The organism is Mycolicibacterium fallax (assembly GCF_010726955.1).
GTDB lineage: Bacteria > Actinomycetota > Actinomycetes > Mycobacteriales > Mycobacteriaceae > Mycobacterium > Mycobacterium fallax.
Genome location: NZ_AP022603.1, coordinates 1889843 through 1916137 on the forward strand (window position 1 = coordinate 1889843; position 26295 = coordinate 1916137).

The following is a 26295-nucleotide window of genomic DNA, read 5'->3' on the forward strand; positions in this document are numbered from 1 at the left end:
ACCGCTCAAGCAACCGCCGCACGCGCGCCAAGGTAGATCTCGGTGGGCATGGGTCGATGTAGGCGCCAGGTAATCGCCATCGGCCGGGATCCCTCGTGGGTCACGTAGTCGGCCGGCCCGAGAAATACGTAGGGCGCGGGACCGAAGGCATCCGTCTTCGTCGCCCGCACAAACAGCAGAATCCGCGAGCCACCCTGCCGGTGATTGATGTACCGCCGCCCAGTCGGCGAGGTATCCGACGTGGTTGATTGCGACTCCCAGTGGAACAGCTCGGGGCTCAGCGCGAAATCGCGGTACATCGTCGTGGGTGAGTAGTCGCGGTCGGACTTGTTCAGCGTAATCAGGAACGCGTCAGCGTTGACGCCCTCACACCACGCCACGCCTTCACGCATCGTCGCTGGAGTTCGCTTCTGCGACGCCCAGCCCAACCCGGCGAGAATCTCCTCGCGCAGGTAGCTGGCGTGCAATTGCAGGGGCACATCAGCGAGTTCGGCATCGAGGAACCCCAGTCCGGTGGTGCTCCGCCGCGCGGCATCGAAGGCGATGCCGACGACCTGCTGGAGTTCGTCCACGATGGCCTCGCCGCGTAGGGCCGCAAGTCCCGCCGCCGCGCTATCGAATTCGCCGCCGTTCGGGAACAGGGAGAAGAACAACATCGCGGCGACCCGCAGTTCGAGTTCGCTCTGCGGCTGCTCGCCAGCCAGCAATCTGCGATACCACTGGTGCCGCACCGGGTCGTCCACGTGGGCGAAAGCCCGAACCCGCTTGACCAGATCGGCTTCCAACGGCCCCCGCTCTGGGCTCAGCTTTCCGGCATCGCGGCATAGGGATGTCCAGGATCGGTCTTTCCTCAGGACATCTGCTAAACCACGGCCCCAGTTGTCCAGGTAACCGGCAAGGCTGCGGTCCGGGTGATCGCGCACCTCGGCGATCAGTGTGGCGCGCCGCGGCGCCACCTGCTGCTTGATGCTGTCCAGCACAATGTCTTGCGCTACGGAGTCCAACACGATCTGACTGCCCGAAGGGAGGAACGGAAAACCCCGCTCAACTTGGCGTTGCAACTGTTTCCCGCCGACGCCGGTTAGGGCACGGAACCGCAGGTCGAATCGAAAGTCCTTGTTCTGATGCCCGACAAAGTCCAAGGCCGTCAGGACCGTCTTGCCTGGCGCCAGCCGCAACCCACGCCCCAACTGCTGCAGAAACACCGTCGCACTTTCGGTGGGGCGGAGGAACAGCACGGTGTCGACGTCGGGGATGTCGAGACCCTCGTTGAACAGGTCGACGGCGAACACGATCTTGATCTCGCGTCTCCGCAGTGCCGCGAGGGCCTGCTCCCGTTCCGAACTCGACGAGTCGCCCGACACCGCGGTCGCGCTGATTCCCGCTTCGTTGAATCGCGCGGCCATGTAGTGGGCATGGGCGACCGATACGCAGAATCCCAAGGCACGCATGGAAGAAACGTCGCCAACCTTGTCGACAAGCTCCTTCACGATGATGCGGGTGCGCGCATCGCCGGCGGTGTAAAGATTGCCCAGTTCCGTCGAGTCGTACCCGCTGCCACGCCGCCAGGCGATCCGGGCAAGATCAGTTCCGTCGTAGATTCCGAAGTACTGAAATGGGCACAGCAGGTCCTGCTCCAGGGCGTCCCACAGGCGCAGCTCCGCCGCTACCCGACCACCAAAGAAGCTGCGGACATCGGTGCCGTCAGAGCGCTCAGGAGTGGCGGTCAGACCGAGCATCTCTTTGGGTCGCACATGGTCGAGCAACCGGCGGTAGGAGGCCGCCTCGGCGTGATGAAACTCGTCGATGACGACGACATCGAAGTGCGCCGGGTCCAGGGTGGCCAAGCGTGCTGCCGAAAGCGATTGGACACTGGCAAAGACATGCGTCCAGCGGGTGGGTGTGTTTCCGTCAACCAGCAGTTCCCCGAACGTGGCGTCGGTGAGCACTTCCTGATACATCCGCCGGGCCTGCTGCAGGATCTCCTTGCGGTGCGCGACAAACAGCAGGCGCAGGTCCCGGTTCGCGGACGCTAACAATCGCCGGTAGTCCAACGCCGCGACGACCGTCTTGCCGGTCCCGGTCGCCGCGACGACCAGATTGCGATGACGGTCATGCAAGCTGCGCTCCGCATCGAGCTGCTCCAGGATCTCCGCTTGAAAGGGCTTCGGTGTGACTTCCAGCCCGGACAGAGTGATGACGGTGGTGTCGCGCTGCCGTGTTCCCGAGGCAACTTCGAGGGCAACCGTCAGGCGCTCGCCATCGTCCTCGGGGCGGTAGAGCTCGAATGCCCGGTTGGTCCAATAGGAGTCAAACGTGGCGCGGAACTTCTCCAACAGGTGAGGGGTGGAAACTGCGGAAAGCCGAACATTCCATTCCAAGCCGTCGACCAACGCGGCGTGCGACAGGTTGCTGGACCCGACGTAGGCGGTGTGGAAGCCGGTGTTGCGCCGCAACAGCCAGGCCTTGGCGTGCAACCGGGTGTGGTCCGTCTCGTAGTTGATCCGCACCTCGGCCCCGAACTCGTTGACCAGAGCGTCTAGCGCACGGGCATCGGTGGCACCGAGATAGGTCGTGGTGATCACCCGAAGTGGAATACCGCGTTCCCGCAGTAGCTTGAGCTCGTTTTCCAGCACCCGAAGCCCATGCCATTTCACGAAGGCACACAACAGATCAACGTGATCGGCGGTAGCCAGTTCCGCGCGCAGTTCGGCGGCCAAGTTCGGCTCGTTACGCGCGTTGGTCATCAGCGCGGCGTCTGAAAATGGGGTCGCTGGCCGCGGCAACCGTTGGGCGCCACCATCACGGGCGGCAACAATTTGGTCGAGTCGACTGATGCGGCCAGGCAGGTGCGGGTGCAGGGCGTGCTCAGGCGCCTCGGCATCGGGGAGCACCGCGAGGATGTCCCTCACCAGCTGCTGTCGGTCCTCGACGGACCGCAAGCCCCGCATCGAGTGCTCGATGATCGGCGCCAGGTGGCGAGCAAGTGCCAGGGGCTGTTCGGTGTCGTCGACGGTGTCGTAGCCGGGCAGAACCCCCTCGGCGCCGGCAAGTTCGGCGGCCAGTCGCTCGGTGAGCAGCGACTCATATATCCCCTGATCCATGCGGCGCACGTTAGCTGACGAGGACCCCGGAATCGCCCCGCCGCCCCGCCACGAATCGACGGTCGCCACGGCTCACGCCCCGCCGGAGTCCGACGCGCCCCCGCACGCCTCGACAAACGCGTTGAGCGTGCCGATCAACCGCATGTCCTCGACGGTCCCGGCTCGGGTATCCAGCAGCGCGTCGGTGCACACCAGGTAGGCCAGGCAGCGGGCACGGCTCACGGCGACGTTGAGGCGGTTACGGGAGAACAGGAAGTCCGTCCCGCGGACCATGTCGCCACCGGTGGAAGTCGCCATGCTGAAGAACACCACCGCCGCTTCCCGGCCCTGGAACTTGTCGACCGTGCCGACCTCGACCGCCTCCAGTTCCGGATCCTGATTGAGGCGCGTGCGGATGGTTTTCACCTGGTCGTTGTAGGGCACCACGATCATGAAGTCGTTGGGCCGCAGTGGCTGGGTGGCGCTGTCGTGGTTGGTCCAGGCGCTTCCCATCAGCCGCGTCAACTCCGCGGCAATCACCTCGGCTTCCTCCACCGAGCGGGTGCGGTTGCCGGTGTGGTCGACCCGCAGCCAGCGCAGCCCGGTGCCTGAACCACCCCGGGTTTGATGCACACCTTCTTTCGAGGGAAGGTAAGGCGCATCATGCCGAAGAAGTACGACGACGAGTTCAGGGCCCGGGCGGTGCGGTTGGTCATCGACCATGCCGAGGAGTACGACACCCGCACGGCGTGTATCAGCGCGGTGGCCAAGCGGTTGGGGGTGTCGTATGAATCGCTGCGTCGGTGGGTCAACCAGGCCGAGGTCGACACCGGCCAGCGTGACGGGTGTCCTCCGATGCCGTACGGGAGTTGCGCGAGCTCAAACGCAAGAACCGTGAGCTTGAGGAGACCATCGAGATCTTGAAGGCGGCGACAAGTTTCTTCGTGCGGGAGAGCGACCCGCGACACCGTTGATCTGTGCGTTCATCGCCGAGCATCGCGCTCGGTTCGGGTCGCTCCGATCTGCCGCGTGCTCACCGAGCACGGCTGCCAGATTGCCCCGAGAACGTTCCACGCCTGGCTGAAACGGCCGCCGTCGAAGCGTGCGTTGTCCGATATCGCCCTGACCGGGGTGCTGGCCGGCTACTACGAGCCTGATCAGGCGGGCCGACGCGCCCCGGAGTCGTTGTACGGGGCGGTGAAGATGTGGGCGACCCTGCGGCGTCAGGGCATCGAGGTGGCCCGCTGCACGGTGGAGCGGTTGATGCGGGCCAACGGCTGGCGCGGGGTCACCCGCCGGCGCAAGGTCCGCACCACGATCGCCGATCCCGCCGCCGAGCGCGCGGCCGACCTGGTCGATCGCCAGTTCGGGGCGCCCGCGCCCAGCGTGCTGCTGGTGGCCGATTTCACCTACGTGCGCCTGGCGTGCGGGATGTTCGTCTATACCGCGTTCGTCATCGACGCCTACGCCGGGCGGATCGTGGGCTGGGCATGTTCGACGAGCAAGAGCGACCTGTTGGTGCGTCGAGCGATCCGGCACGCGGCACAACTCCGCGAACGTGAGGGTAAACCATTGCAGGGCAAGGTGATTCACCACTCGGATGCGGGCTCGCAGTACACCTCTGTGTGCTGTGGGGAGACCTTGGCCCTGTCCGGGCTGATCCCGTCGATCGGCTCGGTCGGCGACGCCTACGACAACGCACTGGCCGAGACCACCATCGGCTTGTACAAGCACGAGGCCGTCCGAGCGGACTCCCCGTTCCGCCGCGGCCCGCTGCGCCGACTGGCCGACGTGGAACTGCTCACCGCCGACTGGGTCAGCTGGTACAACACCGACCGGATCATGCACCGCCTCGGCCGGATCCCACCCATCGAATACGAGCAGATCCACTACGCTCAAAACACAGCCCAATCCGCGGCTGCACACCAGTAACCAAGTGTGCATCAAACCCGGGGTGGTTCAGCCCTCGACCGTGCGCTGCTTGTGTTTTGTCAATAGGTTTCCGGCCGTTTGAGCGCTAATTTTCCGGCCATGTTGTTGGGATTTCCGGCCATGTGAGCGCTGCGGTTGGGCGATGGGCTGGGTCATGGTCGGATTGTGTTGCGGCACTGTGGATTTGTGGTCGGAGGGGGTGGGTCAGAAGGGTGGCTGGTGGGGGTTCGGTGTCGGTGGGGGCTGGTGGCGGGGCTCCAATCGTCGAAGTTGTCGGGCTAGGGCGCGGGGCGGCCGGTGCCGTCGTAGAAGTCGGATTCGCCGTCGCCGGTGAGCATCGCGGTGTTGAGGCGGTCTCGTTCGGTGGCGTCGGGGACGCCGAGGTGGGCGTAGGGTGTTCGGTCATCGCTGTTGGTTTTCCTGGTCCGGTGGGTGGGGTCATTTCATGAGGGCGTGGCTGACGCGGTAGGAGTCGCCGCGGAAGCGTAGGAGCCGTCCGTGGTGCACGAGGCGGTCGATGATCGCCGCGGCCATGTTGTCGTCTCCGAACACCGTTCCCCACTTCGAGAATTCAAGGTTGGTGGTGATGATGAGGCTGCGTTTTTCGTAGGCCTCGGAGATGACCTGGAACAGCAGCCGCGCTCCTTCGGGGTCGATCGGTAGGTAGCCGAGTTCGTCGAGGACCAGCAGCGGGATTTTGGCGAGGGTGGCCAGCTCCCGGTCGAGGCGGCCGGTGTCTTTGGCGCGGCGCAGCGTCATCACCAGGCTGGAGGTGGTGAAGTAGCGGGCCGGGATGCCGCGCTGGCAGGCTTCGGCGGCCAAGGCGGTGGCCAGATGCGTTTGCCGGTCCCGACATCGCCGAAGAGGATCAGGTCTTGGGCGTGGTCGAGGAATTCCAGGTCGGCGAGCTGCTGGCGTCCGTAGCCGTCGGGGAACCCGACGGCGGTCCAGTCGTAGCCGTCGAGGGATTTGGCTGCGGGCAGCCGGGCGGCGGTCAGCAGCCGGGCCCGCCGGGAACGGGCCCGGGAGTCGTTCTCCGCGGTCAGCATCCCGTGGAGATACTCACGCTGGCGCGGGTGGCCTTGGTCGCCCATTCCTGCAGCACCGCCACGGTCAGATACGCCTGCCGGCCCGCGGCGACGACATCGGCGACGCTGACCGCGCTCACGCCGACACCTGCCCGGCGTCAGCGGCGGCCATCGCGGTTTGGTCCAGTGCTGTGGCCTCGGCGATGGCGAGGGTGTCGTAGACGCTCAGGTCCACGGCCGAGGCCAGGGGTTCGGCGCCGGCGGCGATGCGCCGGGCCAGCATGCCGACCGCGGCTGGTTCCGCGGCGCCGGTGGCGATGACGGTCTCCGCGGCGATGATGGTGTTGCCGAAGCCCGCTGGGCCGGCCGCCGCGTGGATCGCGGCGAGCATGTCACGGCGCTCCCGGACGGCGGCGGCGTCGAGCCAGTCCCGCACCGGGTCGCTGACCAGGGCGCGGACCGGGGTTGCCCCAGGTGCCGGGCTTGGCCGCCAGCAGCGGCAACAGTGCCACCGGGTCGAACACCGTCTCGGTGGTGTTGGTGTAGGCCCGCGGCAATGAGATCACCGGGTGGCCGTGGGCATCGAGGAACTCGATGCGGTCAAAACGCACTCCGACGGTGACCGTCTGGGCGGCCATCGCCGGCCCGGCGCAGTAGGAACGGCCCTCGACGAGCAGACTGCCGGTCTTGTCGGTGCGCCGCGCCACATAGCGCACCGGGTCGAACCCGACACCGGGCAGCGCCAGCAGCGCGGCCCGGTCGGCGTCAAACAGTTCACTGATCGGGGTCTGCTTGCGGTAATGCCCCGTGGCGGCGAGCTCCTCGCAGCGGGCCAGCAGCATCGCGTTGAGCCCGGACAAGCTCTCGGCCCGGGGTTCGGGGACCATCAGGTTGCGGCGCAAGAACCCCACCGCGTTCTCCACACTGCCCTTCTCATGCCCGGAATACGGGTTGCAGTACCGCGCCGCACACCGATAGTGCGCGCGGAACGCCCCAAACAGCGTCGATTCGACGACCTTCTCCCCGCGACGGCGCCCCGCCCCGGCGGCGTTGTCGAAAATCAGCTCCCGCGCCGCGCCGCCGATGTGCTCGAAGATCACCCGCAGGCCATGGCACACGCTCTCAGCAGTTTCCCCCGGATAGGCCTGGACATAGCGCATGTTGGAGTGCGGGAAGGTGACCACCAGCACGTGCAGCACCTGCATCACCCGGCGATCACCGCTTGGGCCTGCCCGAAGTCGACCTGCCCGACCCCCGGCGGCCACACCAACTCGGAGAACCCCTGCCGCGCGCTGCGGCGCGCGGCCCGGTAGGCCTTCACATAGCGCTGCACCGCCGAATACGACCCCCCATACCCGTGTTCGGCGACCAGCCGGTCACAGACCCGCTGGGCAGTGTGGCGCTGCTTGCGGGCCGACCCTCATCCTCGGCCAGCCACTCATCGATCACCGACGTGAACCCGGTCAGCACCGAAGCACCCGGACGCCGATGAATCACCGGCGGCTTCGGTGAGAAATCCTGCACGGCAATGTATTTCGCGACCGAGTCGCGGGAGATCCCCAGATCCTTGGCGATCTGGCGGGCCGAAACACCGGCAGCGTCGAGCTTCCGGATCTGTTCTTGCATCGTCATAGCTATCGTCATCTGCTTTCCGGTTCTCCCCTTCCACGAGCCGCTGCACAACCGCAGCAGCACCGCGAGAGAACCTACGAAGGGACACACCACCGCAGCACCGACTGGCCGGATTCTTACCGCTGAAATGGCAGGAAACCAGCCGCGCAGCTGGCAGGAAAACCCCGCCGAAACGGACTACCTATAGACGATCACAGACAGACCATCCACGCGCACGGTGACTCAATTTCTGGACGAGTGGTTCACCGCCGTTGAGGCATCGATGGACGCGACGACTTGGCAGAACTGGAGGGACTACGCGAAAAGCTACGTCGTGCCGCATATCGGGGACGTAAAGCTCCAGCAGCTTGATGAGCCAGAGCTGCTGCGGCTTTACGCGAAGTTGCTGATCGAAGGCCGGATCAAGCAAGACCGAAACTACGAAATGTACTGCTATTGGCGTCGCCATGCGATCGACGGAGAGTCGCCGACGCCGCGCGAAGTCGCCGACGCCTGTGGCACAACGATTCACGCCGCGCGCGCCGCTGTCCGGCGATACAAGAGCGGCATCCTTCCGACAAGGGTGGATCCCGGACTGGCGCCAAAGACCGTTCGAAACGTTCACGCCATGATCCATCGAGCGATGGCTGATGCCGTCGCGTGGAAGTACAAGGCTCACAATCCAGCGGCGAACGTTCGACCACCGAAGCGCTCCCGCTCGCGACGCACCGTGTGGAACCCAGAGGACATACAGAAGTTCCTCCGCGCGGTCAGCCACGACCGATTCGCTGCTCTCTTTCTGCTGGAGCTCACGACCGGCATACGTCGTGGGCAGATCTGCGGCCTTCGATGGCCCGACGTCGACCTGAACGTTCGCGAGGTCACCGTGCACGACAACCGAGTAGTGGTCGCCGGGCATGCGAGAGACAAATCGGCTCTTCCGGTTTGGGAGTGCGTGGCGGGGTGTGGCGCTGACGCGGTGAGGCTGGGGATGTAGGCGGGCCCTGGGGTGTGAGGATGAGAGTTCCTACACACTTATCGACCACCCACAGGACCCAATGTCTGAGCCTACGTGCCTTGTTGCTGACACCATCTGCCGAACGGTCGAGTTGGGGGTGGCGATCACCGGCGCGGCGATCGCCAAGGAGCTGACCTGGATCGATTGCCGGCCGGTCGAACACGATCCGACCTGCCCGAAATGCGGCCAGCCCGGTGGGTTGCGTGATCACGTTGAACGAGTCCTGACCGACCTACCCGTCGTCGGGCATCCGACCCGGTTGCGGGTCCGCGTACCGAGGTTCACCTGCGGCAACGACGGCTGCGCGGTGACGATCTTCCGGCAGCGCACCGACCGGGTCGCCGCACCGAAAGCGTCGACGACCCGCCGCTGCGCCCGCTGGATTGTGCAGCGGCTGGCGATCGACAAGATGTCAGTGGCAGCGATCGCCAAAGCCCTGGGCTTGAGCTGGAACACCGTCAACATCGTGGCAGCGGAGTTGGCGCGTGAGCTGGTGTTCGGCTCCCCGGCCCATCTCGCCGGAGTCCGCTACCTCGGGGTCGATGAGCACAAGTGGAAACACCGCCGCGGCCAGGGCGACCCGGACTTCGTGACCGTGCTGGTCGATCTGACCCCGGTCATCGACGGCACCGGCCCCGCCCGGCTGCTCGACATGGTCGCAGGGCGCTCCGCCGAGGTCCTCAAGGGCTGGCTCAACGCCCGCGAGGCGAACTTCCGCAGCCGAGTCACGGTGGTGGCGATGGACGGGTTCGCCGGCTACCGCACCGCCACCGCCGATGCCCTGCCCGCAGCACGGGCCGTCATGGATCCATTTCACGTAATCCACTTAGCAGCAGACAAACTCACTGTATGCCGCCAGCGCATCCAGCAGGACACCTGCGGTCATCGCGGCCGCACCGGTGACCCGCTGTTCGGAATCCGGAGGATTCTGCTCACCCGAACTGAGCTGCTCACCGACAAGCAGAAAGCCAAGCTGGACAAGGCCCTTGCCGCCCATGATGCGCACGCAGCGGTGGAGGTCACCGCCTGCTACTACCAGGACTTGATCGGCGCCTACGCCGACCCCGACCGGCGGGCGGGCAAGTTGGCGATGTTCAAGTGCCTCAAACGGATCCGATCCGGGCTGCCCAAGGGTCTGGAGGAGTTGGCGCAGCTGGGCCGCAGCCTATGGAAACGCCGTCGCGAGATCCTGGCCTACTTCGACGTCGGCGTCTCCAACGGCCCCGTCGAAGCCATCAACGGCCGCCTGGAACACCTACGCGGCATCGCCCTGGGATTCCGCAACCTCAACCACTACATCATCCGAGCCCTGATCCACTCCGGCCAACTTCAGGATCGGATCAACGCACTCTGAATCAGGAAGAGCCGACAAGGCTCTTCGCAGTTGAGGGTGTAGTGGTGGCTGGCGCGTCGTTGCCGCGGTAGGGGTCGAGGTCTTCCGATGATGGAGGTTCCTACGCCGCCCATCCGAAAGACCTCGACGTGCCTGACGCTACCTTCGCCTGCCCTGACCTGACCACGTTCTGCCGCCTCGCCGAGCTCGGTCTGGAGGTGACCGGACAGCGGCTTGAGCCTGACCGAGCGATGCTGGCCTGTCGGATCATCGAGGACGATCGCTGGTGTCGGCGCTGCGGGGAGGAAGGCAGCCCGCGTGACACGGTTACCCGGCAATTGGCCCACGAACCGTTCGGGTGGCGACCCACCACGCTGCTGGTCACCGTCCGCCGCTACCGCTGCGCCGGCTGTGCTCATGTATGGCGCCAAGACGCCAGTAAGGCCGCTGAGCCGCGAGCATCGTTGTCTCGTCGCGCTCTGCAGTGGGCGCTGAAAGCTATTGTCTGCCAGCACCTGAGCGTGGCCCGGGTCGCCGAAGGACTCGCGGTGTCGTGGAACACCGCCAACAACGCGGTGCTCGCCGAAGGCCGTCGCGTCCTCATCGCCGATCCGGCCCGCTTCGACGGTGCGGCAGTGATCGGCGTCGATGAACACGTGTGGCGCCACACCCGCCGCGGCGACAAGTACGTCACCGTCATCATCGACTTGACCCCCGTACGCGACGGGACCGGTCCGGCGCGGCTGTTGGACATGGTCGAGGGACGCTCCAAGAAAGCGTTCCAACAATGGCTGGCCGAGCGGCCCGAACAATGGCGTGATCGCGTGGAAGTAGTTGCCATGGACGGCTTCACGGGTTTCAAGACCGCGACCGCCGAAGAGCTACCCGAGGCAGTGGCGGTGATGGATCCCTTCCATGTGGTCCGGCTGGCTGGCAACGCCCTCGATGAGTGCCGGCGCCGGGTCCAACTGGCCACCTGCGGGCACCGCGGCCGAAGAACCGACCCGCTCTACCGATCGCGGCGGACCCTGCACACCGGAGCTGATCTGCTCACCGACAAACAGAAAGCCCGGCTGCAGGCACTGTTCGCCGTTGACGCCCACGCCGAGGTCGAAGCCACCTGGACGATGTATCAGCGCACCGTGGCCGCCTACCGACACCCCGACCGCAAGACGGGCCGCGCACTCATGTCAACGCTGATCGGCACCCTCAGCGCCAGCGTGCCCAAGCCCCTGCAGGAACTCATCACCCTCGGACGGACACTGAACAAACGCGCCGCCGACGTCCTGGCCTACTTCGACCGACCCGGCACCTCCAACGGTCCGACCGAAGCGATCAACGGCCGCCTGGAGCACCTGCGCGGATCGGCCCTAGGATTTCGCAACCTCACCAACTACATCGCCAGATCACTCCTGGAAGCCGGCGGATTCAGACCCCAACTACACCGTCAATTCTGAAGAGCCGCTAATCTTCCCAGCCCTGGAAGCCGTCGGCGAACGCAAGCACACGCGGAGCAAGGGGGCTCAGAGGCGGGCACATGTTCCTACGCGTGAAGCCGGGTCCGTTCTGCAACGCCCGGTATCCCTCTGCACCTTCCGGATACCGAGCCAAGAACTCCCGTATTGTCGCAGCGTCTACGCCGGCATCGGGATATAGGACTCGGTCCAGCTTCTCCTGCAACGGCCCCATTAGCGGCTGAAGTTTTTTGATCATGTCCAGCACGCCGGGGTCAGACGTCATGTTTTCCAACTCGTCACGCTTCAGCCAGGGCTTTCCCCGTTCCTCCTTGGTGAACTCGAACATGTACCGACGATCCATGTACACGTTGACGGCGTTCTCCCCCTTGAGACGCGCGGCGAAGTCGTACTTGAAAGCGTTGATGTCTCCGTGCAGCAAGGCATCGCGCATCTTGAGCAGCCAACGGTACTCAAACGAGGTCGCCTTCAGTTCGGTGAACAGCGCGAGTACGGCCTGTTCCTGGGGTGTTTTGCGGGCGAAGGTTTCGCGCACTGCGCGAAGGGTTTGATCTTCATGGCTCTGTAGGGCGCTGGTGAAGCTAATCAGCGCGGACCGCACTTGGCGCCTGTGCTCATCCCACGCATCTTCATCGAAGATGCCGATCCTATTGTCCTGCAGGTCTTTAAGTATCGAGACCAGCTGGTCCAGAAACCTGTCGCTCTCATCGGATATGTGTCCCAGTAGCTCACTGTCCAACATCTTCCGAAGCCGTTCGTACGCATCGCGATACCGCTTGTGGTCGTCTTCAGTCAACGAACACACCTTCTCGAAAATTGGGGCGTCGGAGCGGCTGGGGTCCAGATGGATCAGGATCGCGCCGTATGGGTCTGTTGCGGCCTCTGCGTCCTGTGCCTCAAGTTCGGCGTTAAGCTTCCCCAGCAGTTCCATCGCTTCCTGCATCTGCTTGGCCGCGCCGGCAATGCGCTGCTCAACCTCGTCGGTTGCGGGCAGACCTTCAGTGAGCCAACGCTTGCTACCAGACAACACATCGTCCAGCGCAGCCTTCAGGTGCGCGTGGGCAGTGGCGCGGGAGTATCTATCTCGCACGTCAGGCGTGTCTGCCCAGTCTACGATCACGTCGGTCGTCGCCTGCGTTACTGCGACGACGGCTTCCAGCGCCAGCAGCATCGCGGGCGTCCGAGACGCGACGATGTGCGGCATCACCACGGCCTGCAGAGCCTCAAGTGCGTTATTGGCAAAATCGGTCGCGCTGTCGCCGTCGATGTCGCCTAACGCCCAGGCAAACTTCTCCAGCCGGTCGACCCAGCTTCGTACCCGATCTAATTCTTCCTGATTGTCGTCCTCCACGTCCGTACCTTTCCTCGTACTGTCACACCGTCTGTGGCTCCCTTCGTGTGGGCAGCCGTACAGAATGACACACGAGCCCGACAAGCGCACGACAATTTCGGGTCGTGTCGTCCACCCACCTGCCCTCACCGCGGCGGGGTCGGGCGGTAAAGGAGCCGCGACCACTATTGGTTGCAGACCCAGACCCCCGGGGCGAGACGCGTGGCCGCGGCCGGGCCGCTCAGGACGATGACCGTCGTCGTTATTCACGGCTAGGACCCATCGCGTGAACGCATGGTGCTCCACGCGATTGGTGTCCTGCATGACCGCGGGTGCCACAGCGTGCGGATTGAAGCCGGCGAGAGTTCGACGGGCATGTGGTACGAGGACCACCGCGGCTATTGGCGCGTCGGCCGAGATCCGTTTCCGAAGCCGCCGCCACTCGTGCATGACGTTGGGCCGTCTCCTGGTTGACCCGATTTGGGGCCGAGGAAGCGCTCGATGCTCGCCGCCTTCGTCGGCAAAACAAGCTGCACGCGCGCGCCGTTCATGGACTGGGGGCCTAGCACCCATAGGCTGTTGCTCGCCAACTACGCTCCGCCCGAGAGCCCGTTCAACCCTGCAGCCGCATGAATGGCGGTCTTGAGTTCGTCGAAGGAACACTGCCTCGGCCCAAGGGCTAGCAGCGGTCCGAGCCTAATCTTCTTCTGCTCCGGAACTTTTCGGTTAAGTTCGCTCGTGGGCATCACATAGAACGTCCATTGCCTGACGTCGAGCGGATCGACCGGTTCGCCAATCGAGCCATTCAGCAGGCAGAAGACGTACACTTTGGCGCTTCGCCTCGCACTGGGCGCATAGGTGTTGGTGTGGGCGTCCCAGCCCTTTGCCGGACCAATGCCGAACTCGATCACCGAGGGTCGGGTCTGCTCCCACGATTGCACGTAGGCAGCCGATTTCACTTCCACCCCGACCTTGACACCGTCGAGGTCGACGTCGAGGTCGTGACTGTGCCATTCGACGCGCTTCACCTCATCAATGCCGAGTGCTGTCGCCACGATGTACTCGGCCAGCACGCCGCGGGTGGTGTTGGCGAGCAGGTCGTCGTACGCCCAGGCTTGGAACTTCTGTTTGTCCATCCGAGTCATCGCCGAGCCTTCAACGCTTGAGCCGTCCCCCTGCCAAGTACTGTCGTCACTTTGAGCCGATCGATGTCGTCGATGGTCAGGACCGCTTCGGGTCGGGTGATCCGCTTGATGTCCTCGGCTTGCGGTTGCGGCGCCAACAGAGCCAGTTCGCGTGCCTCGTCAACGTCGATGTTTGTATGTACCCACTGGCGCTGATCGGTGCGCACGTGGTCGACGCTCACGAACCAGTTAGCCAAGAATTCCTGCAGGTGCGGGATCAGTGTCCACACCTTGCGCCGGGCCAGCGCCGAACGCGCATCTGGCCGGGTGAATGCGAGCCAGACGAGTTCTTCACTATCGGTGTCAGTGAGCTTCCAGAACACCCGGCCGTTGTGCGCCAAGGGCCGGGTGACAGCGATGCGCTCTCCGGTCTCGCGGGCCCGCATGGTGTAGTCGGGAAGCGTGTCGGTGTGGTCGGGAACGCTGTAGAAATAGTCGTGTGGCCTCTGCGGTCCCGGCCGTCCGGTTCGATTGTTGTCCATCAAACGCGCCCTCTCACCGCCAAGAATGTTGCCATGTCATCGGCCCCCGCGTCTGACGATCCGACTAGGGGTCGTTGGCCGAACGGCAACAGAGTCGCACACGCCTCCGACAAGACGCCGCCGGCAGGGGTCCTACATAACCCCGAGGGCACCATCGCCGGCATCCCGGAGGACGCCGCACTCTCAGACGGTCATGGAAAATCCGCCGAATCCGGATCACTCAGGTATTCGCGGAACACTCTCAAGAAAGTAGTGGATCGGACAGCACCAGTGCCTACGACATTGGGCTTGGCCCATACCGTCCTGCCGCCACGGTGTTTCGTTTCGTTTCGTCGTTTCGTTTCGTCGTTTCGTTTCGTTAATTGCTCTCGTCGTCGCGCCTGCGGAAGTACCTCAATGCGCTCGCCGTGGACCATCTGTGCCGCCGGCGACAGCGACACCCAACCCGCTCACCGAGGCCGAGCAGACCACTCGCGGTCAGCTCACGCTCGTAGTTGCGAGGGAAGCCACAGACCGGCGCGGAAGGCCACCCCGGAGGAGTGCGCTCTCTCGTTTAGCGTGGCTAATGTTCACAAATGCGTTCACAAACCCCATGAGAACGGCCCCCGGAGTCTCCTCCGAGGGCCGTTCTACCTAGTAGCGGGGACAGGATTCGAACCTGCGACCTCTGGGTTATGAGAAGCCGCCCGCAACAGACCGCAGGAAACCGCAGAAATCAGGGGTCTACCAGCGGTTTGACCAGCGAGAACGGCAAATCGCCAGGTAGTTCGACTGCGGGAACCTATGTCATAAACGTCGAATAAACGTCGAATATCTTGATGCTTACAGCGCAGAACTAGCGTTACGCTGCGTTGAACAAGTCAGACTCGGCGGTCTGTTCGAGGGTAGCCGATCACTCCCCCGCTGCTCAGCGTCACGTCCCTGCCCGAGCTTCCCACCTGTCGGAGTCCAGAGGGAAGCTCGGCTCATGGACATCGACAGCATCAGGGCGCGCTGCTCATCAGGCATCAGCGTGGATGAGGGCTGGCGTCCCCTGCTCATCACCCTGGACGCGGCGTTGACCGAAGCTGACCCCGAGCTGCGCTACCTCACCATCAGCCAGAAGTACGGGCGGCTGTCGGTCATCCTCACCAGCGACACCAACGAGGAAGCCCGTCAGCTCATCCGTGATGCCGAGGAAGCGGCGCTGAAAACCTGTGAGATGTGCGGTGACAACACCGCGACCCTGTGCCAGCGCGGATCCTGGTTACGCACCCTGTGCCCGTCCTGCGCTGCTGAACAGAAGTACGTGGTGAAGACGTGACCGAAGACGAACTCGACCACATCCGGAGGCGGTTCTCGCGGATCTACAGCCCGTTCATCGACGTAGGCAAGGGTTGGTACCTGATCCTCATCGAGCTAGACGCTGAACTCGCCACCATCGACCCCGACCTGCGGTACGTCCAGATCAAAGAGAGATTCGGCGAGTTGCGGACATACACCACCCGCGCCTGTCCGGAGACTTGGAACAGAGTTCGAGACGCCAAGCTCAAGGCGCGGGAGAAGGCTGCGGTGACATGTGAGTCCTGCGGCAGGACGGGAACCCTGCACGTCAACACGGGCTGGTATCGCACCTTGTGCCCGAGTTGCGCCGCCGAGGCTGACTACGTTTCTGTCCAACAGTGAGTCCACTGGAACAGCCCCGTTCCGAACGTAGTGAGGATCCTGCATGCCCGCCTAGCGGCGGCACCTTCTAGGAAGTCCCGTGGGCTGTACCTGGGAACCTCTACGTCCCCAGAGAGCCGTTAACGTCCCCTGAACACCTACGCCGCAGCGTCCTCCCGCAGCGTGCGATACAACGCTGACCGTCCCGAGCGTTCGCGATTCCGTGAGAAATCGCTCTGCGAGAGTCCAGTGTCACAGTTCGTCACCCCGCTGGCACTCGGATGCCCCGAGCACGTCGTGTCCCGCCTGGGTTCCCGTTTCCCGGGCGATGAGATAGAGAGGCGTTCGGCACATGTTCCATAAAAGAGCCAGGTCAAGAGCTATTTCTTCGACATCCTGGGTTGATGGCTTGTGGTCGCTGTATAGCGTTGGTATGGGATTCCTCTAGTTTTCGTTTAGTCTGGTAGGCGACTGATGAGGGAGGTGAAAACGATGAATAAGTACCAGCGCCAGATGCGGATGCAGCAGACGGCGGTTGGCGTGCTGCGTCGTGACCCCTCCCTGCTCAATGATCCCAGATTGCTTGATCGCTTGGACACCATCTCCGAACATACATTCGGAGAGCCTTACAGGCAGTGCATCGAGCGGTGGCGGAGCCTCCTTCAACGTGGAGACCTCGACACCCTGTCTCACATGGTCTTGGAGGACAGCGAGTACGGCGGGTACCTGCGCACCGTGTCACCGCTAGGGATGTTGCTCACTGGTGAGCAGCGTCGCGCGGTTGTCTATGGCAACGCCCTCGTCGCGGCGTGAGGGTTGACCAGCTCGCCCTCGGGATCGCCGAAGCATGTCGTGTACTGCATGAGCCATTTGTTGTGGTGTTCGGTTCACAGTCCATCCTGGGTAGCTACTCGGAAACCCAGCTCCCTGCCGTGGTGACACGTTCACGCGAAATGGATGTGTCGCCGTGGCGGGAGCTGGTCAACAATGCCACTCGCGAGGAGATTGCCGACGCCATCAACACCGTCAACTATCACCTCGGCGAGGAATCGAAGTTCGACTACCAGCACGGTTTCTACATCGAGGCGATTTCCCGCGACATGGTGTTACTGCCAGAAGGTTGGGACAACCGCCTGGTGCATTTCACCGCCGAGCTTTCCGACCAGTCCTACGGTGTCAAAGGGTTCTGCCTGGAACCGCATGACCTCTGCGTGTCCAAAGCCCTTGCAGGGCGGGAACATGATCACGTATTCGTCGCCGAACTGATCAAGGCTGAACTCGTTGACCCCCAGGTGATCCTAAGCCGCCTTCAAGGGACGATTCTGTGGACGCCCGACTACACCCATAACAAGGACTTGGCGGTGAAACGCGCGGTGGATCACGTCAAGTTCGTGATGCGCGGCGCCTCGGACTGACATCCAACGAAGCGGTACTACGCCGCGTCCTCACGAAGCGCCCGATACAACGTGCTCCGCCCCACGCCCAGCGTCTTCGCAACGTCGCCAACTCTGTGACCCGCTGACACCAACGTCTGTGCTTGTGCCAGCTGATCCCTGGTGACGGCAGCAGGTCGCCCGATGCGGGCACCACGGGCACGGGCAGCTTCCAGCCCCGCAGCGGTGCGTTCCCGGATGAGTTCCCGTTCAAATTCGGCAAGCGCGCCGAACACCGACAACACCAGCCGTCCCGACGCCGAGCTGGTGTCGATGCTCTCCGTCAAGCTCCGCAGGTGAACGCCGCGCTGGGACAGAAGCTCAACCAGGTCGAGGAGATTACGCAGGGAGCGGGCAGCCCTGTCGAGTCGCCAGACGCACAAAACGTCACCCTCCCGCAGCATGTCGAGGCACTTGTCCCACTCAGGACGGGATGCGAGGGAACCGGACACACCCTGATCCGTGTAGACCTTCTCCACGCCCGCAGCCTCTAACGCCCGAAGCTGAAGGTCGGCGTTCTGGTCGGCGGTGGAGACGCGGGCGTATCCGATCAGCATGGTTCAGAACCCTCCGACTCGCTATTAACGGGAATCACGTTGCGGGACAGGGTTTCAGGAACCCAAACGTTAAGGTCAGCACAACACCGTCGCGCAGCGCGGCGCTGTACCTGTAGGCAACGTTTGCGGGACATCAGGAAAGCCCCTTCGGGCACTTCTTGTACGCACCGCAGCATCGGCGCGGCTTCGGCACCGTCACGGTCGCGGGTCGCGGCGTCGGCGGGGTCAGGAATCCAGCGATCCCCGAGTGCCAGGTGTTGTGCTCGTGTCCGCAGTCGTAGATGACACCCCGCTTGTGGGGTCGTCCCGCGAGTCGGTTCACCAGCACCAGTTCCCCGGGGACGGGAAGCAGCACCTGGGCAGCCCAGCACGCCGCGTTGAAGGTGTTCGCCTGTTCGTGAGCGGCACTGAGCGCGGCAGCGCAGCGGGACAGTTCCGTGTCCCCTGACCAAACGCCAGTGGCGAGGTTCGTCCGCGTCCAGGTGAGAGTCCGCCCAGCGGGGTCGCTGACGGTGAAGGCGTCCATCCAGGGGAACTCGCTGCGGGTCTGGAGCGGGCAGGTAGTCGGGGCGGTCATCGTGTCTCCTCTAACTTGACGGTCAGCGTCCATGTGTTCGTTGACACCGCAATCGACATGCTCTGCGGCACCAGGAAATTCAGCGTCCCCAGGTCTACTTCGTCGGGCAGGTCGAGGGCGTCTCGGAGCTTGGTCATGTTCATAGTCCCGTCCGGGTTCAGGAAGCGTCCCCTAGCCGAGACGTTGCCAAAGGTGACGGTGACAATCGGACTCATGTTGCCCTCCGAAGCGTTGTGCCAACGGTGATGGAATCCAGCTCCTGAGCAGCCGCCAGGATGGTCTCCACGTAGCCCACAGCGGCGGGATGCGGGTCGATGTCCGTGTCCCCGCCCGTTTCCACCAGCAGCGCGGCGACACGGATCGGTGAGTAGTTCTTGCCCAGCTCCTGGGCGTAGTCAGCGCAGGCACCCGTCCATGTCGCAACGTCCCATTCGGCGATGACGTTGTTGTCGCGGTCTAGGATTTCGAGGGGCTTCACTGTGGTTCCACCAGGTCGAGTCGGATGCTGAACTGGCGGCAGGACAGCCGCACCAGCGGTCGCCAGGAGAGCTGGCGGTCAACCTCCGCGCACACCTTCAGGTACAGCCGCTCATCATCCAGGTAGTGCAGGAGACCGAGTTCCTTTGCGGCTTCCTCTATCCCGCAACAGAGGACGGGGATAGGCGCGGCGTCCAGGTAATCTCCTGTCGCCGTTCGGGTTCCACCATCAGGCAGCGTGACGGTGACGCGGCACCAGACGTGTCCTTCGGCGGCGTCGGTGTACGCGGCGGGGTTGTACCGCAGGGTCTCAGACACGCTCAACCACCACGGTTCCGCACTCGCCCAGCTCCACCTCGGCTTCATCGTCGGACAGCAGCTGGTAGCAGATCGCATACAACGTGCGGTAGACGAACATGTCCGTGAACCAGTCGCAGGGCAGATCCATGTCGGCAGCCGCTTCCAGCAGCGCATCCGAGGTGAGATCACGCAGCGTGTGAGACACGGGCGTCCCGTTCAGGTACCAGGTCAGGCAGTATCCCGTCATCGTCCCGCCTTGTCGTCCAGTAGTGCCTTCAGCACCAACAGGGAAACGACTAGAACACCCAGCCCAGCGACGACCAGGAAAACCACATACTCGGCGGTGAACCCCTCTCCCGCACTGACGATTACGAGTGCTAGAAGCGAGCCGATGAACAGCGCGGCGTTGCGGTACGGCTTCATGGAACGAGCTTCGCTCGGCTGTCCGACATCTCCAAACACCATTTTCGGGACACCTATTCAGACGGGCTTAACAGCGTCGGGCTGCGGGTCGCTGAGCCGCTCGATGCGGGCAACCTCGGTGCTCACCCTGGTCTGTACCCGTGTCGCGGTGTCGTCCAACGCGACGTAGAAACTCTCGCCCACTTTCGGAAACGCCTTCACGCACCAGATGCGCTGCGGGACACCATCACCCTGGAAGTTTCCGCGTCCCCGCCCAGGTCGGCGGGTGTACGTCCAAGCGTCGAGATCCCACACATGCGTGCTGCCCTGGGTGGTTACCAGCCATCGACCAGTCATGTCGGCGGTCAGTTCATCAACGGTCTCGGTTTCGTTTTCGCTCATTCACCGAGCATCGCTCCGCTCGGTGCTGGAAATCCAGTTCTACGGGGACGTGACGGAAGCGCTGCGCGGGCGTGTTCAGGCGTGATTAACAGGGTCGCGCCGCGTCGTGCCTTCCCAAGGGAATGCCTAGAAGTGTGCGTCCGATAGGACGCATCGGGGCTCGTCCCTGGGGACTTACACAGCAGCGAGGAGGTCGAGGGGGTCACCAGTCACTGGCGGCGCGGCTGGTGCTGGGTCACCAACCACAGGAGCGGGCGGGGCGGGCTGTTCCGTCACAGGCGCGGGCGCGGCTGGTGGTGGAACCACGGGCTGTTCGGGCGCAGCGGCAGGTGCTGGTGCGGGAGCATCAGCCTCGGTGGTCTCCAGACGGAAGATCCCGTGTCCCGCCGAGTCAACCTTCGCCACTTCCTCGATTGGCTTCACTTCGCCGGACTCCATCAGCACTTCGCCATTACCGATAGCGACTCCCGTTCCGTCCGCGCCCTTCACAACATCCCCTGGCTGTACGTCCATTGGCGGTACTGGCTGACCAATATCGGTTCCCATCGGCGGGAGCTGGAAACCAGCTCTGTCGGCGGCGTCGTACAGCGAAACAGGGTTCTCCGGGTTGGACGCTGCCATTGTGCGAACCATGTCCGCCAGCTTCTCGTTCGGGAACGTCACCGTCTTGCCGTCAGGAAGCTGTACAGTCCGCTTCTGCTCGTCGGTGGGCTCTGGCGCTGCGGGTTCAGGTGTGGTGACGGGATCACCGTTCTCATCCGTCACCACTTCGCCATCGGAAGTGTCGTCGGACTTCTCCGGAGAATCGTCCGTGCTGTCCACGGTCTGGGGGTCGGTGAGTTCAGCCTTGTCGTCGTCAGACTTATCCGTGTCCTCGGCGGCGGTGTCCTCATCGCCCAGGGGGACTTCCGTTCCCTCGAACAGCTCAGGTGTCGCCTCGGGCTGGTTGCCCATCAGCGAGTCGAACGCTGCGGGGGTCATCATGCTGGACGTTGGTGTCGCCGCGCTGGGCGTTCCCATGCTTGGTGTCTGCATAGACCCCAGGGGGCTGGACATGGACGGTGTGCCCATGCTGGGGGTCTGAACATTGCCCCGGGGGCTTGTTGGTGTCGCGGTCGTCGGCGTCTGCGCCCCTGGGGACGTGTCACTCGGACTGTCCGTGCTCGGTGACGTGTTACTCGGACTGTCCGTGCTCGGTGACGTGCCCAGGGGGCTTGCTGCGATGTCACCGAGGTTGCCCAGGGGGTTGATGCCGTCGCCAACACCAGGAATGTGGTCAGGAATGATGCCGTCCACAGCGTCCGTTACCTTGCCCCACACGTCCCCGAGGGCGTTCTTGGCGCGGTCGAGGACACCCTCCCCGCTGCGCGTCGCGCCACCGAAATCCGCAACGGTGGCGTTGAACCGCTCCACGTCGTCGTCGGCATCACCAAGTGCCGCTTTGGCTTTCCCCGCGGCGTCGTCCAGGCGGGTGTCGAGGGCTTCCTTGATGTCGTCCGGGAAGTGGTCTCCCCACAACCCGCTGACGAGTCCAGCGCCTACCGCGCCGATCCCTGCGCCGACTATCCCTTTCTTGAGTCCTGCGGCTGCTCCCGCTGCGGTCGCTGTCCAGGAGAAGCCCGACTGACCATGCGTGTATCCGTGTGCCAAGTCCGCTCGGGTTTTCCTAATTGTGTTGCGCAGCAAGGACTGCGCTTCCTCCGCTGCGGAGTTGGTGCTTCCCAACATCTTCCCCGCCGCCTGGCTGATGGTCTGCACCTCGTCCTGGCGGTCGGACAGGGTGCCGTACCTCTGCTGGATCAGGGTCTGCACCCACGGCTCATCAGAGGCGGAGTTGAGGTCGGAGATGGTGTCGCCGTAGGCGTCGTGAACCGCTGCGAAGTACTTGTCAGCGACATCTGCTGTCAGCGTTGAAGGTTCGGTGATGGTGTCTACGCAGCCGTCCACACATTTGAAGTTGTGGAAGCTGCGGATGGATTCGCTGTCGTACCCGAAGGTTTTGGCGTTGAGATCGGCGGTCAGGGAGTCCAGCTTGTCAACGTCCGCCGCGTCGTCGTAGTTGCCGTTTCCGGTTACCGGATAGAACTGCGTGCGTCCATGCTCGGGAGCCTTGCATGCCCATTTGTGGTCACCTTCACCCGCGAGCTGGTCGGTGATTTTTGGGGTGATGAGGCTGGCGGCGTAGGTCGCCATGCCCACGATCCCGGCTTTCTTCAGGATGCGGGACAGAGCTGCTTTGCGCGCGGGACTGAGATTGTCGAGGTGACGCTGCGCGGCGTTGACGAGTCCCTGTTTGCCAGGAGACACGTTGCGCGCCTTGATTTTCGGCTTGTCATCGTCGTACTCGACGCTGATCACCTCGGCGTCTATGACGTTGCTGTTCTTGTTCTTGGTCATGGTGTCCAACTCGCGCAGGTTTTAGGGGTTCCGGTGTAACCGGCGTCCATTGCCTTGGCGGACTTGGATCCGTACAAGACGTTCTTCATGCGCTCCAAGGGAAGTTGACCCATCGCGGAGTCGCTGGTGGTCATCGTCCAACGCGAGTACCCCGCAGCGAGGCAGTCAGCCCGCACTTCCTTCGTCATCAGATCGTCGCCCGCTGAGTTCCAGCCATCGAGGACAACATGCGCGACTTCATGGGCGATAGTTGCGCGAATCGTATCGCTAAGCGTCGCACCACGTTCCACAGCCCATGAACGCAGCAGTGCTGGGTTCCATCCGCCAGTGTGAGTGCTGACGCATGTCCAGGCTGTTGCGGACACGTCGCGTCCATGCGGGCAGTCCGCCGCACCGTTCTTGTAGAGGTGAAGATTAGGATTGACGTTGAGGTTCTTCCACATGTTTGCGACATCAACAATGGACTCGGACACCAGTCGGTCAACCTCGTCATCGGACGCCCCGAGGTTGCAGTTGTCGCCGTCACACGCGGACACGGACGGAAGTGCGGCGGTGGGGTTCGCGTTCGGCGCGGCGCTCGGTGAAGTGGTGGTCGGCGCTGCGTCAACACACTTGCCGATCTTGGACAGGACTGTGCCACTAGGGCAAGTGACAGAGGTTGTGGTGGTTGAAGTTTCCTGCACGCGCGGCGGTTCGGCGGTAGAGCAGCCACCGAGAACCAGTGTTGCTGCTACCGCTGAAATCCCAAGTACGCGCGCAGTTTTCATTATCCAGCTTTCTTGTTCATCAATCTCTTGACGCTTTCGCGCATGGCTTCTTGCATGCGGTCTTTCTCAGCTTCGCGAGCCTTGTCTGTGGCAGCGAGGCTGTCACGGCTCAGCGAGCCAGAGTTCACGCTTTGGTCGTCATCGTCGCGCTTCGTGAACAGCGATTCCAGGTCAAAGCGTTTCGATGACCTCTTGCTTGCGGTGTCGGACTTGCTGCCCGCTCCGATGGGCGCTCCACCGCCCACCATTCCACCGCTACCGCCCATACCGCGCTGATTGTTGGCGTTGGCTGCTCCCGGTACTTGTCCAGCGGTGCTCAAGCCAGTTGAAGGCTTCCCGGAAACGTCGCGGGTCGTGATGCCCGTACCGCTCGTTCCCCTGTCGATGGGCACAGGTGTCGCTACTGGCGCTGCGATTGGCAACACGCCCCTGTCGATGTCACTGTCCTGGCGCTTGTCCTTGTCCCGATCACGGGGGCGCGGACTGTTCAGCGACATGCTGGGCGACTGTGACTGCGGCATACCCGCCGAGGGCGACATCGCCGCCGATGGCTGTTGCTGCTGTTGCTGAGCCTGCTGCGGCGTAACGCTTGGGTACGCTTGCTGCTGTTGCTGGGTCGGCGTCGCGGTGTCCGAACTCAGCTTGGTCTGCCCAGGGCTGTCGGATGAGGTGCTATCTCCAGGCGAATCCCCAGGCTTATCCGATGAAGGACTGTCCCCGGGCTTGTCCGAGGACGGCTTGGGCTTGGTCGGATCCTGGTCATCGTCGCGCCAGTCCTTGCTGTTGTCAATTGGGCTACCGTCATCACCAATACCGAGGATCTTCGCCAGGATGTCCGCCAGCTTCGCCAACAGTTCCTTCTCGCGGCGGTCGTACTCGGTCTGCGCGGCTTCCAGCGCGTCCTTGGCTTCCTGCACCCCTTTGTCGTAGGTTTCCTGGTCGCTCTGGTCGGCGGCGTAGGCATCATCGAGCGCCTTCTCCGCAGCGTCCAGTTTCTGCGCTTCCTCGATAGCTTCCGCCGCAACGTCCTTCAACTCGTCCAGAACGTCGGCGGTGATGGTGACCGAGCCGTTGAGCTTCGCGAGACGCCCGCCGAAGGCATCAGCGACGATGCCCTGGAACTCGGTGGGGTCGATGGTGAGAGGCGAATCTGCCATATCCCGCGCGCTGTCACCTGGTCTGGTCGCCATCTCACGCCCCCTGCAGCGTGCGCCAGGTGTGGTAGGTCTCCTTGAGCTTCGCCGAGGCTGCGCGAATCAGCTTCGGGTCGGAGGTGTTGTTGATGACGCGGTTGAACTCCCGCTCGGCGCGCTCGTAGGTGCGCTTCGCGTCATCTACGACGGAGGTGCTGGTGGTGGTCATGGTCGTTTCCCCTTCGGTTCTATCTTGCACGGTCTGTTGAGCGCTTCGTAACAGCGAATCGCGGCGGTGAGCGGTGATCACGCGGCTGACCGCTGACTGGTCGATGTGAGCCAGTGCGGCGACCTCCATCTGCGTCATGCCCGAGTAGTAAGCATCGACAATGAGCTTGTCCCGCTGCGTGCGCAGCAATGGTGAGTTCCCCAGCGTCTCGCCCAGAGCCTGAAGCTCTTCACGGACAGACTCCTCATGTGTCTGTTTATTATCCGCATATGTGACGGTCATATACCTACAATAACTCGACTTACGCGAAATAGGAAGCGTTTAGCTGTTACAAGTTTATTATCAATTTGACGGGGACGGAAAATGAATAGAAATAGGTTAAACTAACGAGAAAGAAAAGGAGACTTCCATGTCTAATCAAATTCCAACCAGCTGGGACACACCAGCTGTGACAAACGCTGGCGACACGTCCGGGGTGGACTCGACGGCGGTAAACTCGCTGGCAGGCAAGCTGGACGGGCGCGCGACGGCGCTGCGCGGAGTCGCTGGACAAGGCTCAGGTATCGCCACTGCAGCACGGAAGAAGGCAACAGAATCCTGCCGTGGGAAACTCCCAGGGGATTGTGATGCGTTGTTCGCGAAGCTGGACGACGTGGGGGCGGCGCTCAAAACCGCAGTTGACTCGCTCGCCACTAGTGCGGAAACGGATGCAACCAATCTGCGGACGGTTGTCACAGGACGTGAACACATCGAAGCGGACACCAAGAAGAAACTGGACAATCTCCAGCCCGGTGGCACGTACATCTGACCGCTGCGGAACCGACCGCATTGTTCCCCGCTCAGGCGGGGATGACTCCAACGCGACCTCCACCGCCGCGTCGCTGGTTGAGTATTCCCCGCCAACGCGGGGTGTTGTTCCCCGTAACGGGGTTAGAAAGCCCCGGAAATTCCACGGGGGCTTTCTCCATGTCCAGGGGAAAACCTAGGAGTGCGACCGCCGCCTCGAAGACGCCCGCCATTGCGGTAACGACGCTTCCGGCATTCGGGTGTATCCACCCTCACTTGGGATCGTCAAGGCTCCAGCGGATGTATGCCTTGCCAGGCGCACAATCTGGTGTGATGCTAACAAATCGGTAGACGCTATAATCGGTGTCGCGGTACTGAATATCGTCGCCAGTTGTCCAGTTCGTCAGCTCAGCGCCTGAGCGTAACGATGGATAACACACGATGGGGGCGCTGCCATCGCGTTCCTTCGAAGGGCGAGGCGTAAGCACCGCATCGGGGTAATATCCCGCGATGTAGTCGCGCCACTCATCATTGGGCATAAAGAAGTCGATGCCACTGTCAGTATGTCCAACAATATCCGTTGCCGATTGTGGGATCCGAATCTTGAGAAGGCTAACGATATCGCTTCCTTTGTCGGTTTGCCCAGGTCCGACGAAGCAACTCGTAGTCAGCAAAAGCACCGACACGGCGTGTAAGGATCCTAGAATTGGGTGAC

Annotated in this window: 29 protein-coding genes and 2 pseudogenes; 10 read left to right on the plus strand and 21 right to left on the minus strand. The window is 63.2% G+C overall.

The genetic code is table 11. The annotated features are described in order from the left end of the window. Window positions 1-5 precede the first annotated feature (5 nt). Entirely contained in the window at window positions 6-3104 is a 3099-nt protein-coding gene (locus G6N10_RS08930; RefSeq protein ID WP_085097543.1) for a DEAD/DEAH box helicase, read from the minus strand. Window positions 3105-3176: 72 nt separating this feature from the next. Then, complete coding sequence (locus tag G6N10_RS08935; protein ID WP_163742336.1) at window positions 3177-3806, minus strand: AAA domain-containing protein; 630 nt, start codon at window positions 3804-3806, stop codon at window positions 3177-3179. Between G6N10_RS08935 and G6N10_RS20575 the strand changes: the two genes are divergently transcribed. Next, window positions 3747-4007 carry a transposase gene (locus G6N10_RS20575; RefSeq protein WP_197745633.1) on the plus strand — a complete coding sequence of 87 codons (261 nt, stop codon included), beginning with the start codon at window positions 3747-3749 and terminating at the stop codon, window positions 4005-4007. The genes G6N10_RS08935 and G6N10_RS20575 overlap by 60 nt on opposite strands. 51 nt (window positions 4008-4058) lie before the next feature. Continuing rightward, the gene (locus tag G6N10_RS08940; protein WP_276509310.1) at window positions 4059-5015 is read left to right on the plus strand and encodes an IS3 family transposase; all 957 of its coding nucleotides are present in this window, start codon (window positions 4059-4061) and stop codon (window positions 5013-5015) included. Window positions 5016-5453: 438 nt separating this feature from the next. Here G6N10_RS08940 and istB read toward each other — a convergent pair. From istB to istA, 3 genes and pseudogenes are all read right to left on the minus strand, one after another. After that, window positions 5454-6109, minus strand: a pseudogene (gene istB, locus G6N10_RS20720) (IS21-like element helper ATPase IstB). Continuing rightward, window positions 6058-6183, minus strand: a complete 126-nt coding sequence (locus G6N10_RS20590; protein ID WP_276509278.1) for a hypothetical protein — start codon at window positions 6181-6183, stop codon at window positions 6058-6060. Before G6N10_RS20590 ends, istB begins: the two are co-directional and overlap by 52 nt. After that, a pseudogene (gene istA, locus G6N10_RS08950) lies at window positions 6180-7675 on the minus strand (IS21 family transposase). The gene G6N10_RS20590 and the pseudogene istA overlap by 4 nt, the downstream one beginning before the upstream one ends. 217 nt (window positions 7676-7892) lie before the next feature. Between istA and G6N10_RS08955 the strand changes: the two are divergent. The 3 genes from G6N10_RS08955 to G6N10_RS08965 all read left to right on the plus strand — a co-directional run bounded on the left by G6N10_RS08955 (window position 7893) and on the right by G6N10_RS08965 (window position 11462). Continuing rightward, a complete protein-coding gene (locus tag G6N10_RS08955; protein WP_244960452.1) occupies window positions 7893-8651 on the plus strand; it encodes a site-specific integrase in 759 nt (252 codons plus the stop codon). Between the two features lie 61 nt (window positions 8652-8712). Continuing rightward, window positions 8713-10026, plus strand: coding sequence for an ISL3 family transposase (locus G6N10_RS08960; protein WP_085100864.1), 1314 nt, complete (start codon window positions 8713-8715; stop codon window positions 10024-10026). A gap of 128 nt (window positions 10027-10154) precedes the next feature. Next, on the plus strand, window positions 10155-11462 hold the full coding sequence (locus tag G6N10_RS08965) for an ISL3 family transposase (protein ID WP_085092461.1): 1308 nt from the start codon (window positions 10155-10157) through the stop codon (window positions 11460-11462). 7 nt (window positions 11463-11469) lie between these two features. On the opposite strand, the gene G6N10_RS08970 is transcribed toward G6N10_RS08965, so the two are convergent. The 3 genes from G6N10_RS08970 to G6N10_RS08980 all read right to left on the minus strand — a co-directional run bounded on the left by G6N10_RS08970 (window position 11470) and on the right by G6N10_RS08980 (window position 14476). Further along, window positions 11470-12831 (minus strand): hypothetical protein, encoded by a 1362-nt coding sequence (locus tag G6N10_RS08970; RefSeq protein WP_085092462.1) that lies wholly within the window; start codon window positions 12829-12831, stop codon window positions 11470-11472. A 569-nt stretch (window positions 12832-13400) separates the two neighbouring features. Continuing rightward, on the minus strand, window positions 13401-13946 hold the full coding sequence (locus tag G6N10_RS08975) for a hypothetical protein (protein ID WP_234810399.1): 546 nt from the start codon (window positions 13944-13946) through the stop codon (window positions 13401-13403). Window positions 13947-13951: 5 nt separating this feature from the next. Continuing rightward, on the minus strand, window positions 13952-14476 hold the full coding sequence (locus G6N10_RS08980; RefSeq protein ID WP_011895485.1) for a hypothetical protein: 525 nt from the start codon (window positions 14474-14476) through the stop codon (window positions 13952-13954). Window positions 14477-15443: 967 nt separating this feature from the next. Here G6N10_RS08980 and G6N10_RS08985 point away from each other — a divergent pair. The 4 genes from G6N10_RS08985 (at window position 15444) to G6N10_RS09000 (ending at window position 17535) form a co-directional block, all read left to right on the plus strand. Beyond that, entirely contained in the window at window positions 15444-15779 is a 336-nt protein-coding gene (locus G6N10_RS08985) for a hypothetical protein (RefSeq protein ID WP_085092463.1), read from the plus strand. After that, window positions 15776-16141, plus strand: a complete 366-nt coding sequence (locus tag G6N10_RS08990) for a hypothetical protein (RefSeq protein ID WP_085092464.1) — start codon at window positions 15776-15778, stop codon at window positions 16139-16141. The genes G6N10_RS08985 and G6N10_RS08990 overlap by 4 nt, the downstream gene beginning before the upstream one ends. A gap of 471 nt (window positions 16142-16612) precedes the next feature. Next, complete coding sequence (locus tag G6N10_RS08995; RefSeq protein ID WP_133055045.1) at window positions 16613-16933, plus strand: hypothetical protein; 321 nt, start codon at window positions 16613-16615, stop codon at window positions 16931-16933. Continuing rightward, entirely contained in the window at window positions 16930-17535 is a 606-nt protein-coding gene (locus G6N10_RS09000) for a DUF6036 family nucleotidyltransferase (RefSeq protein WP_133055046.1), read from the plus strand. Before G6N10_RS08995 ends, G6N10_RS09000 begins: the two co-directional genes overlap by 4 nt. A 17-nt stretch (window positions 17536-17552) precedes the next feature. Here the strand turns inward: G6N10_RS09000 and G6N10_RS09005 are convergent, their stop codons facing one another. From G6N10_RS09005 to G6N10_RS09060, 12 genes are all read right to left on the minus strand, one after another. Then, complete coding sequence (locus tag G6N10_RS09005) at window positions 17553-18110, minus strand: recombinase family protein (protein ID WP_085092467.1); 558 nt, start codon at window positions 18108-18110, stop codon at window positions 17553-17555. A 133-nt stretch (window positions 18111-18243) separates the two neighbouring features. Beyond that, the gene (locus G6N10_RS09010; RefSeq protein ID WP_133055047.1) at window positions 18244-18687 is read right to left on the minus strand and encodes a hypothetical protein; all 444 of its coding nucleotides are present in this window, start codon (window positions 18685-18687) and stop codon (window positions 18244-18246) included. Next, complete coding sequence (locus tag G6N10_RS09015) at window positions 18684-18902, minus strand: hypothetical protein (protein ID WP_085092468.1); 219 nt, start codon at window positions 18900-18902, stop codon at window positions 18684-18686. The genes G6N10_RS09010 and G6N10_RS09015 overlap by 4 nt, the downstream gene beginning before the upstream one ends. Then, on the minus strand, window positions 18899-19165 hold the full coding sequence (locus tag G6N10_RS09020; protein ID WP_085092469.1) for a hypothetical protein: 267 nt from the start codon (window positions 19163-19165) through the stop codon (window positions 18899-18901). Before G6N10_RS09020 ends, G6N10_RS09015 begins: the two co-directional genes overlap by 4 nt. Further along, a complete protein-coding gene (locus tag G6N10_RS09025) occupies window positions 19162-19482 on the minus strand; it encodes a hypothetical protein (protein WP_085092470.1) in 321 nt (106 codons plus the stop codon). The genes G6N10_RS09020 and G6N10_RS09025 overlap by 4 nt, the downstream gene beginning before the upstream one ends. After that, entirely contained in the window at window positions 19475-19711 is a 237-nt protein-coding gene (locus G6N10_RS09030) for a hypothetical protein (protein WP_085092471.1), read from the minus strand. Before G6N10_RS09030 ends, G6N10_RS09025 begins: the two co-directional genes overlap by 8 nt. Next, window positions 19708-19929, minus strand: a complete 222-nt coding sequence (locus G6N10_RS09035; protein WP_163742339.1) for a hypothetical protein — start codon at window positions 19927-19929, stop codon at window positions 19708-19710. Before G6N10_RS09035 ends, G6N10_RS09030 begins: the two co-directional genes overlap by 4 nt. A gap of 15 nt (window positions 19930-19944) precedes the next feature. Then, the gene (locus G6N10_RS09040; RefSeq protein ID WP_133055048.1) at window positions 19945-20268 is read right to left on the minus strand and encodes a hypothetical protein; all 324 of its coding nucleotides are present in this window, start codon (window positions 20266-20268) and stop codon (window positions 19945-19947) included. Window positions 20269-20442: 174 nt separating this feature from the next. Next, the gene (locus tag G6N10_RS09045) at window positions 20443-22665 is read right to left on the minus strand and encodes a hypothetical protein (RefSeq protein ID WP_133055049.1); all 2223 of its coding nucleotides are present in this window, start codon (window positions 22663-22665) and stop codon (window positions 20443-20445) included. Next, entirely contained in the window at window positions 22662-23138 is a 477-nt protein-coding gene (locus G6N10_RS09050; RefSeq protein ID WP_163742342.1) for a hypothetical protein, read from the minus strand. Before G6N10_RS09050 ends, G6N10_RS09045 begins: the two co-directional genes overlap by 4 nt. Before the next feature lie 293 nt (window positions 23139-23431). After that, window positions 23432-24622 carry a hypothetical protein gene (locus tag G6N10_RS09055; RefSeq protein WP_085092474.1) on the minus strand — a complete coding sequence of 397 codons (1191 nt, stop codon included), beginning with the start codon at window positions 24620-24622 and terminating at the stop codon, window positions 23432-23434. Window position 24623: 1 nt separating this feature from the next. Further along, complete coding sequence (locus G6N10_RS09060) at window positions 24624-25076, minus strand: hypothetical protein (RefSeq protein ID WP_133055051.1); 453 nt, start codon at window positions 25074-25076, stop codon at window positions 24624-24626. 127 nt (window positions 25077-25203) lie between these two features. Between G6N10_RS09060 and G6N10_RS09065 the strand changes: the two genes are divergently transcribed. Further along, on the plus strand, window positions 25204-25602 hold the full coding sequence (locus G6N10_RS09065) for a hypothetical protein (protein ID WP_133055052.1): 399 nt from the start codon (window positions 25204-25206) through the stop codon (window positions 25600-25602). A gap of 250 nt (window positions 25603-25852) precedes the next feature. On the opposite strand, the gene G6N10_RS09070 is transcribed toward G6N10_RS09065, so the two are convergent. Then, the gene (locus G6N10_RS09070) at window positions 25853-26266 is read right to left on the minus strand and encodes a hypothetical protein (RefSeq protein WP_133055053.1); all 414 of its coding nucleotides are present in this window, start codon (window positions 26264-26266) and stop codon (window positions 25853-25855) included. Between the last annotated feature and the right edge of the window lie 29 nt (window positions 26267-26295).

Bases quoted from the DNA above. Each gene is read 5' to 3' on its own strand.
- G6N10_RS08930 (WP_085097543.1), bottom strand. From the start codon at position 3,104: ATGGATCAGGGGATATATGAGTCGCTGCTCACCGAGCGACTGGCCGCC.
- G6N10_RS20575 (WP_197745633.1), top strand. From the start codon at position 3,747: ATGCCGAAGAAGTACGACGACGAGTTCAGGGCCCGGGCGGTGCGGTTG.
- G6N10_RS08935 (WP_163742336.1), bottom strand. From the start codon at position 3,806: ATGGTCGATGACCAACCGCACCGCCCGGGCCCTGAACTCGTCGTCGTA.
- G6N10_RS08960 (WP_085100864.1), top strand. From the start codon at position 8,713: ATGTCTGAGCCTACGTGCCTTGTTGCTGACACCATCTGCCGAACGGTC.
- G6N10_RS08975 (WP_234810399.1), bottom strand. From the start codon at position 13,946: ATGGACAAACAGAAGTTCCAAGCCTGGGCGTACGACGACCTGCTCGCC.
- G6N10_RS08980 (WP_011895485.1), bottom strand. From the start codon at position 14,476: ATGGACAACAATCGAACCGGACGGCCGGGACCGCAGAGGCCACACGAC.
- G6N10_RS08985 (WP_085092463.1), top strand. From the start codon at position 15,444: ATGGACATCGACAGCATCAGGGCGCGCTGCTCATCAGGCATCAGCGTG.
- G6N10_RS08995 (WP_133055045.1), top strand. From the start codon at position 16,613: ATGAATAAGTACCAGCGCCAGATGCGGATGCAGCAGACGGCGGTTGGC.
- G6N10_RS09005 (WP_085092467.1), bottom strand. From the start codon at position 18,110: ATGCTGATCGGATACGCCCGCGTCTCCACCGCCGACCAGAACGCCGAC.
- G6N10_RS09010 (WP_133055047.1), bottom strand. From the start codon at position 18,687: ATGACCGCCCCGACTACCTGCCCGCTCCAGACCCGCAGCGAGTTCCCC.
- G6N10_RS09015 (WP_085092468.1), bottom strand. From the start codon at position 18,902: ATGAGTCCGATTGTCACCGTCACCTTTGGCAACGTCTCGGCTAGGGGA.
- G6N10_RS09030 (WP_085092471.1), bottom strand. From the start codon at position 19,711: ATGACGGGATACTGCCTGACCTGGTACCTGAACGGGACGCCCGTGTCT.
- G6N10_RS09035 (WP_163742339.1), bottom strand. From the start codon at position 19,929: ATGGTGTTTGGAGATGTCGGACAGCCGAGCGAAGCTCGTTCCATGAAG.
- G6N10_RS09040 (WP_133055048.1), bottom strand. From the start codon at position 20,268: ATGAGCGAAAACGAAACCGAGACCGTTGATGAACTGACCGCCGACATG.
- G6N10_RS09045 (WP_133055049.1), bottom strand. From the start codon at position 22,665: ATGACCAAGAACAAGAACAGCAACGTCATAGACGCCGAGGTGATCAGC.
- G6N10_RS09055 (WP_085092474.1), bottom strand. From the start codon at position 24,622: ATGGCGACCAGACCAGGTGACAGCGCGCGGGATATGGCAGATTCGCCT.
- G6N10_RS09060 (WP_133055051.1), bottom strand. From the start codon at position 25,076: ATGACCGTCACATATGCGGATAATAAACAGACACATGAGGAGTCTGTC.
- G6N10_RS09065 (WP_133055052.1), top strand. From the start codon at position 25,204: ATGTCTAATCAAATTCCAACCAGCTGGGACACACCAGCTGTGACAAAC.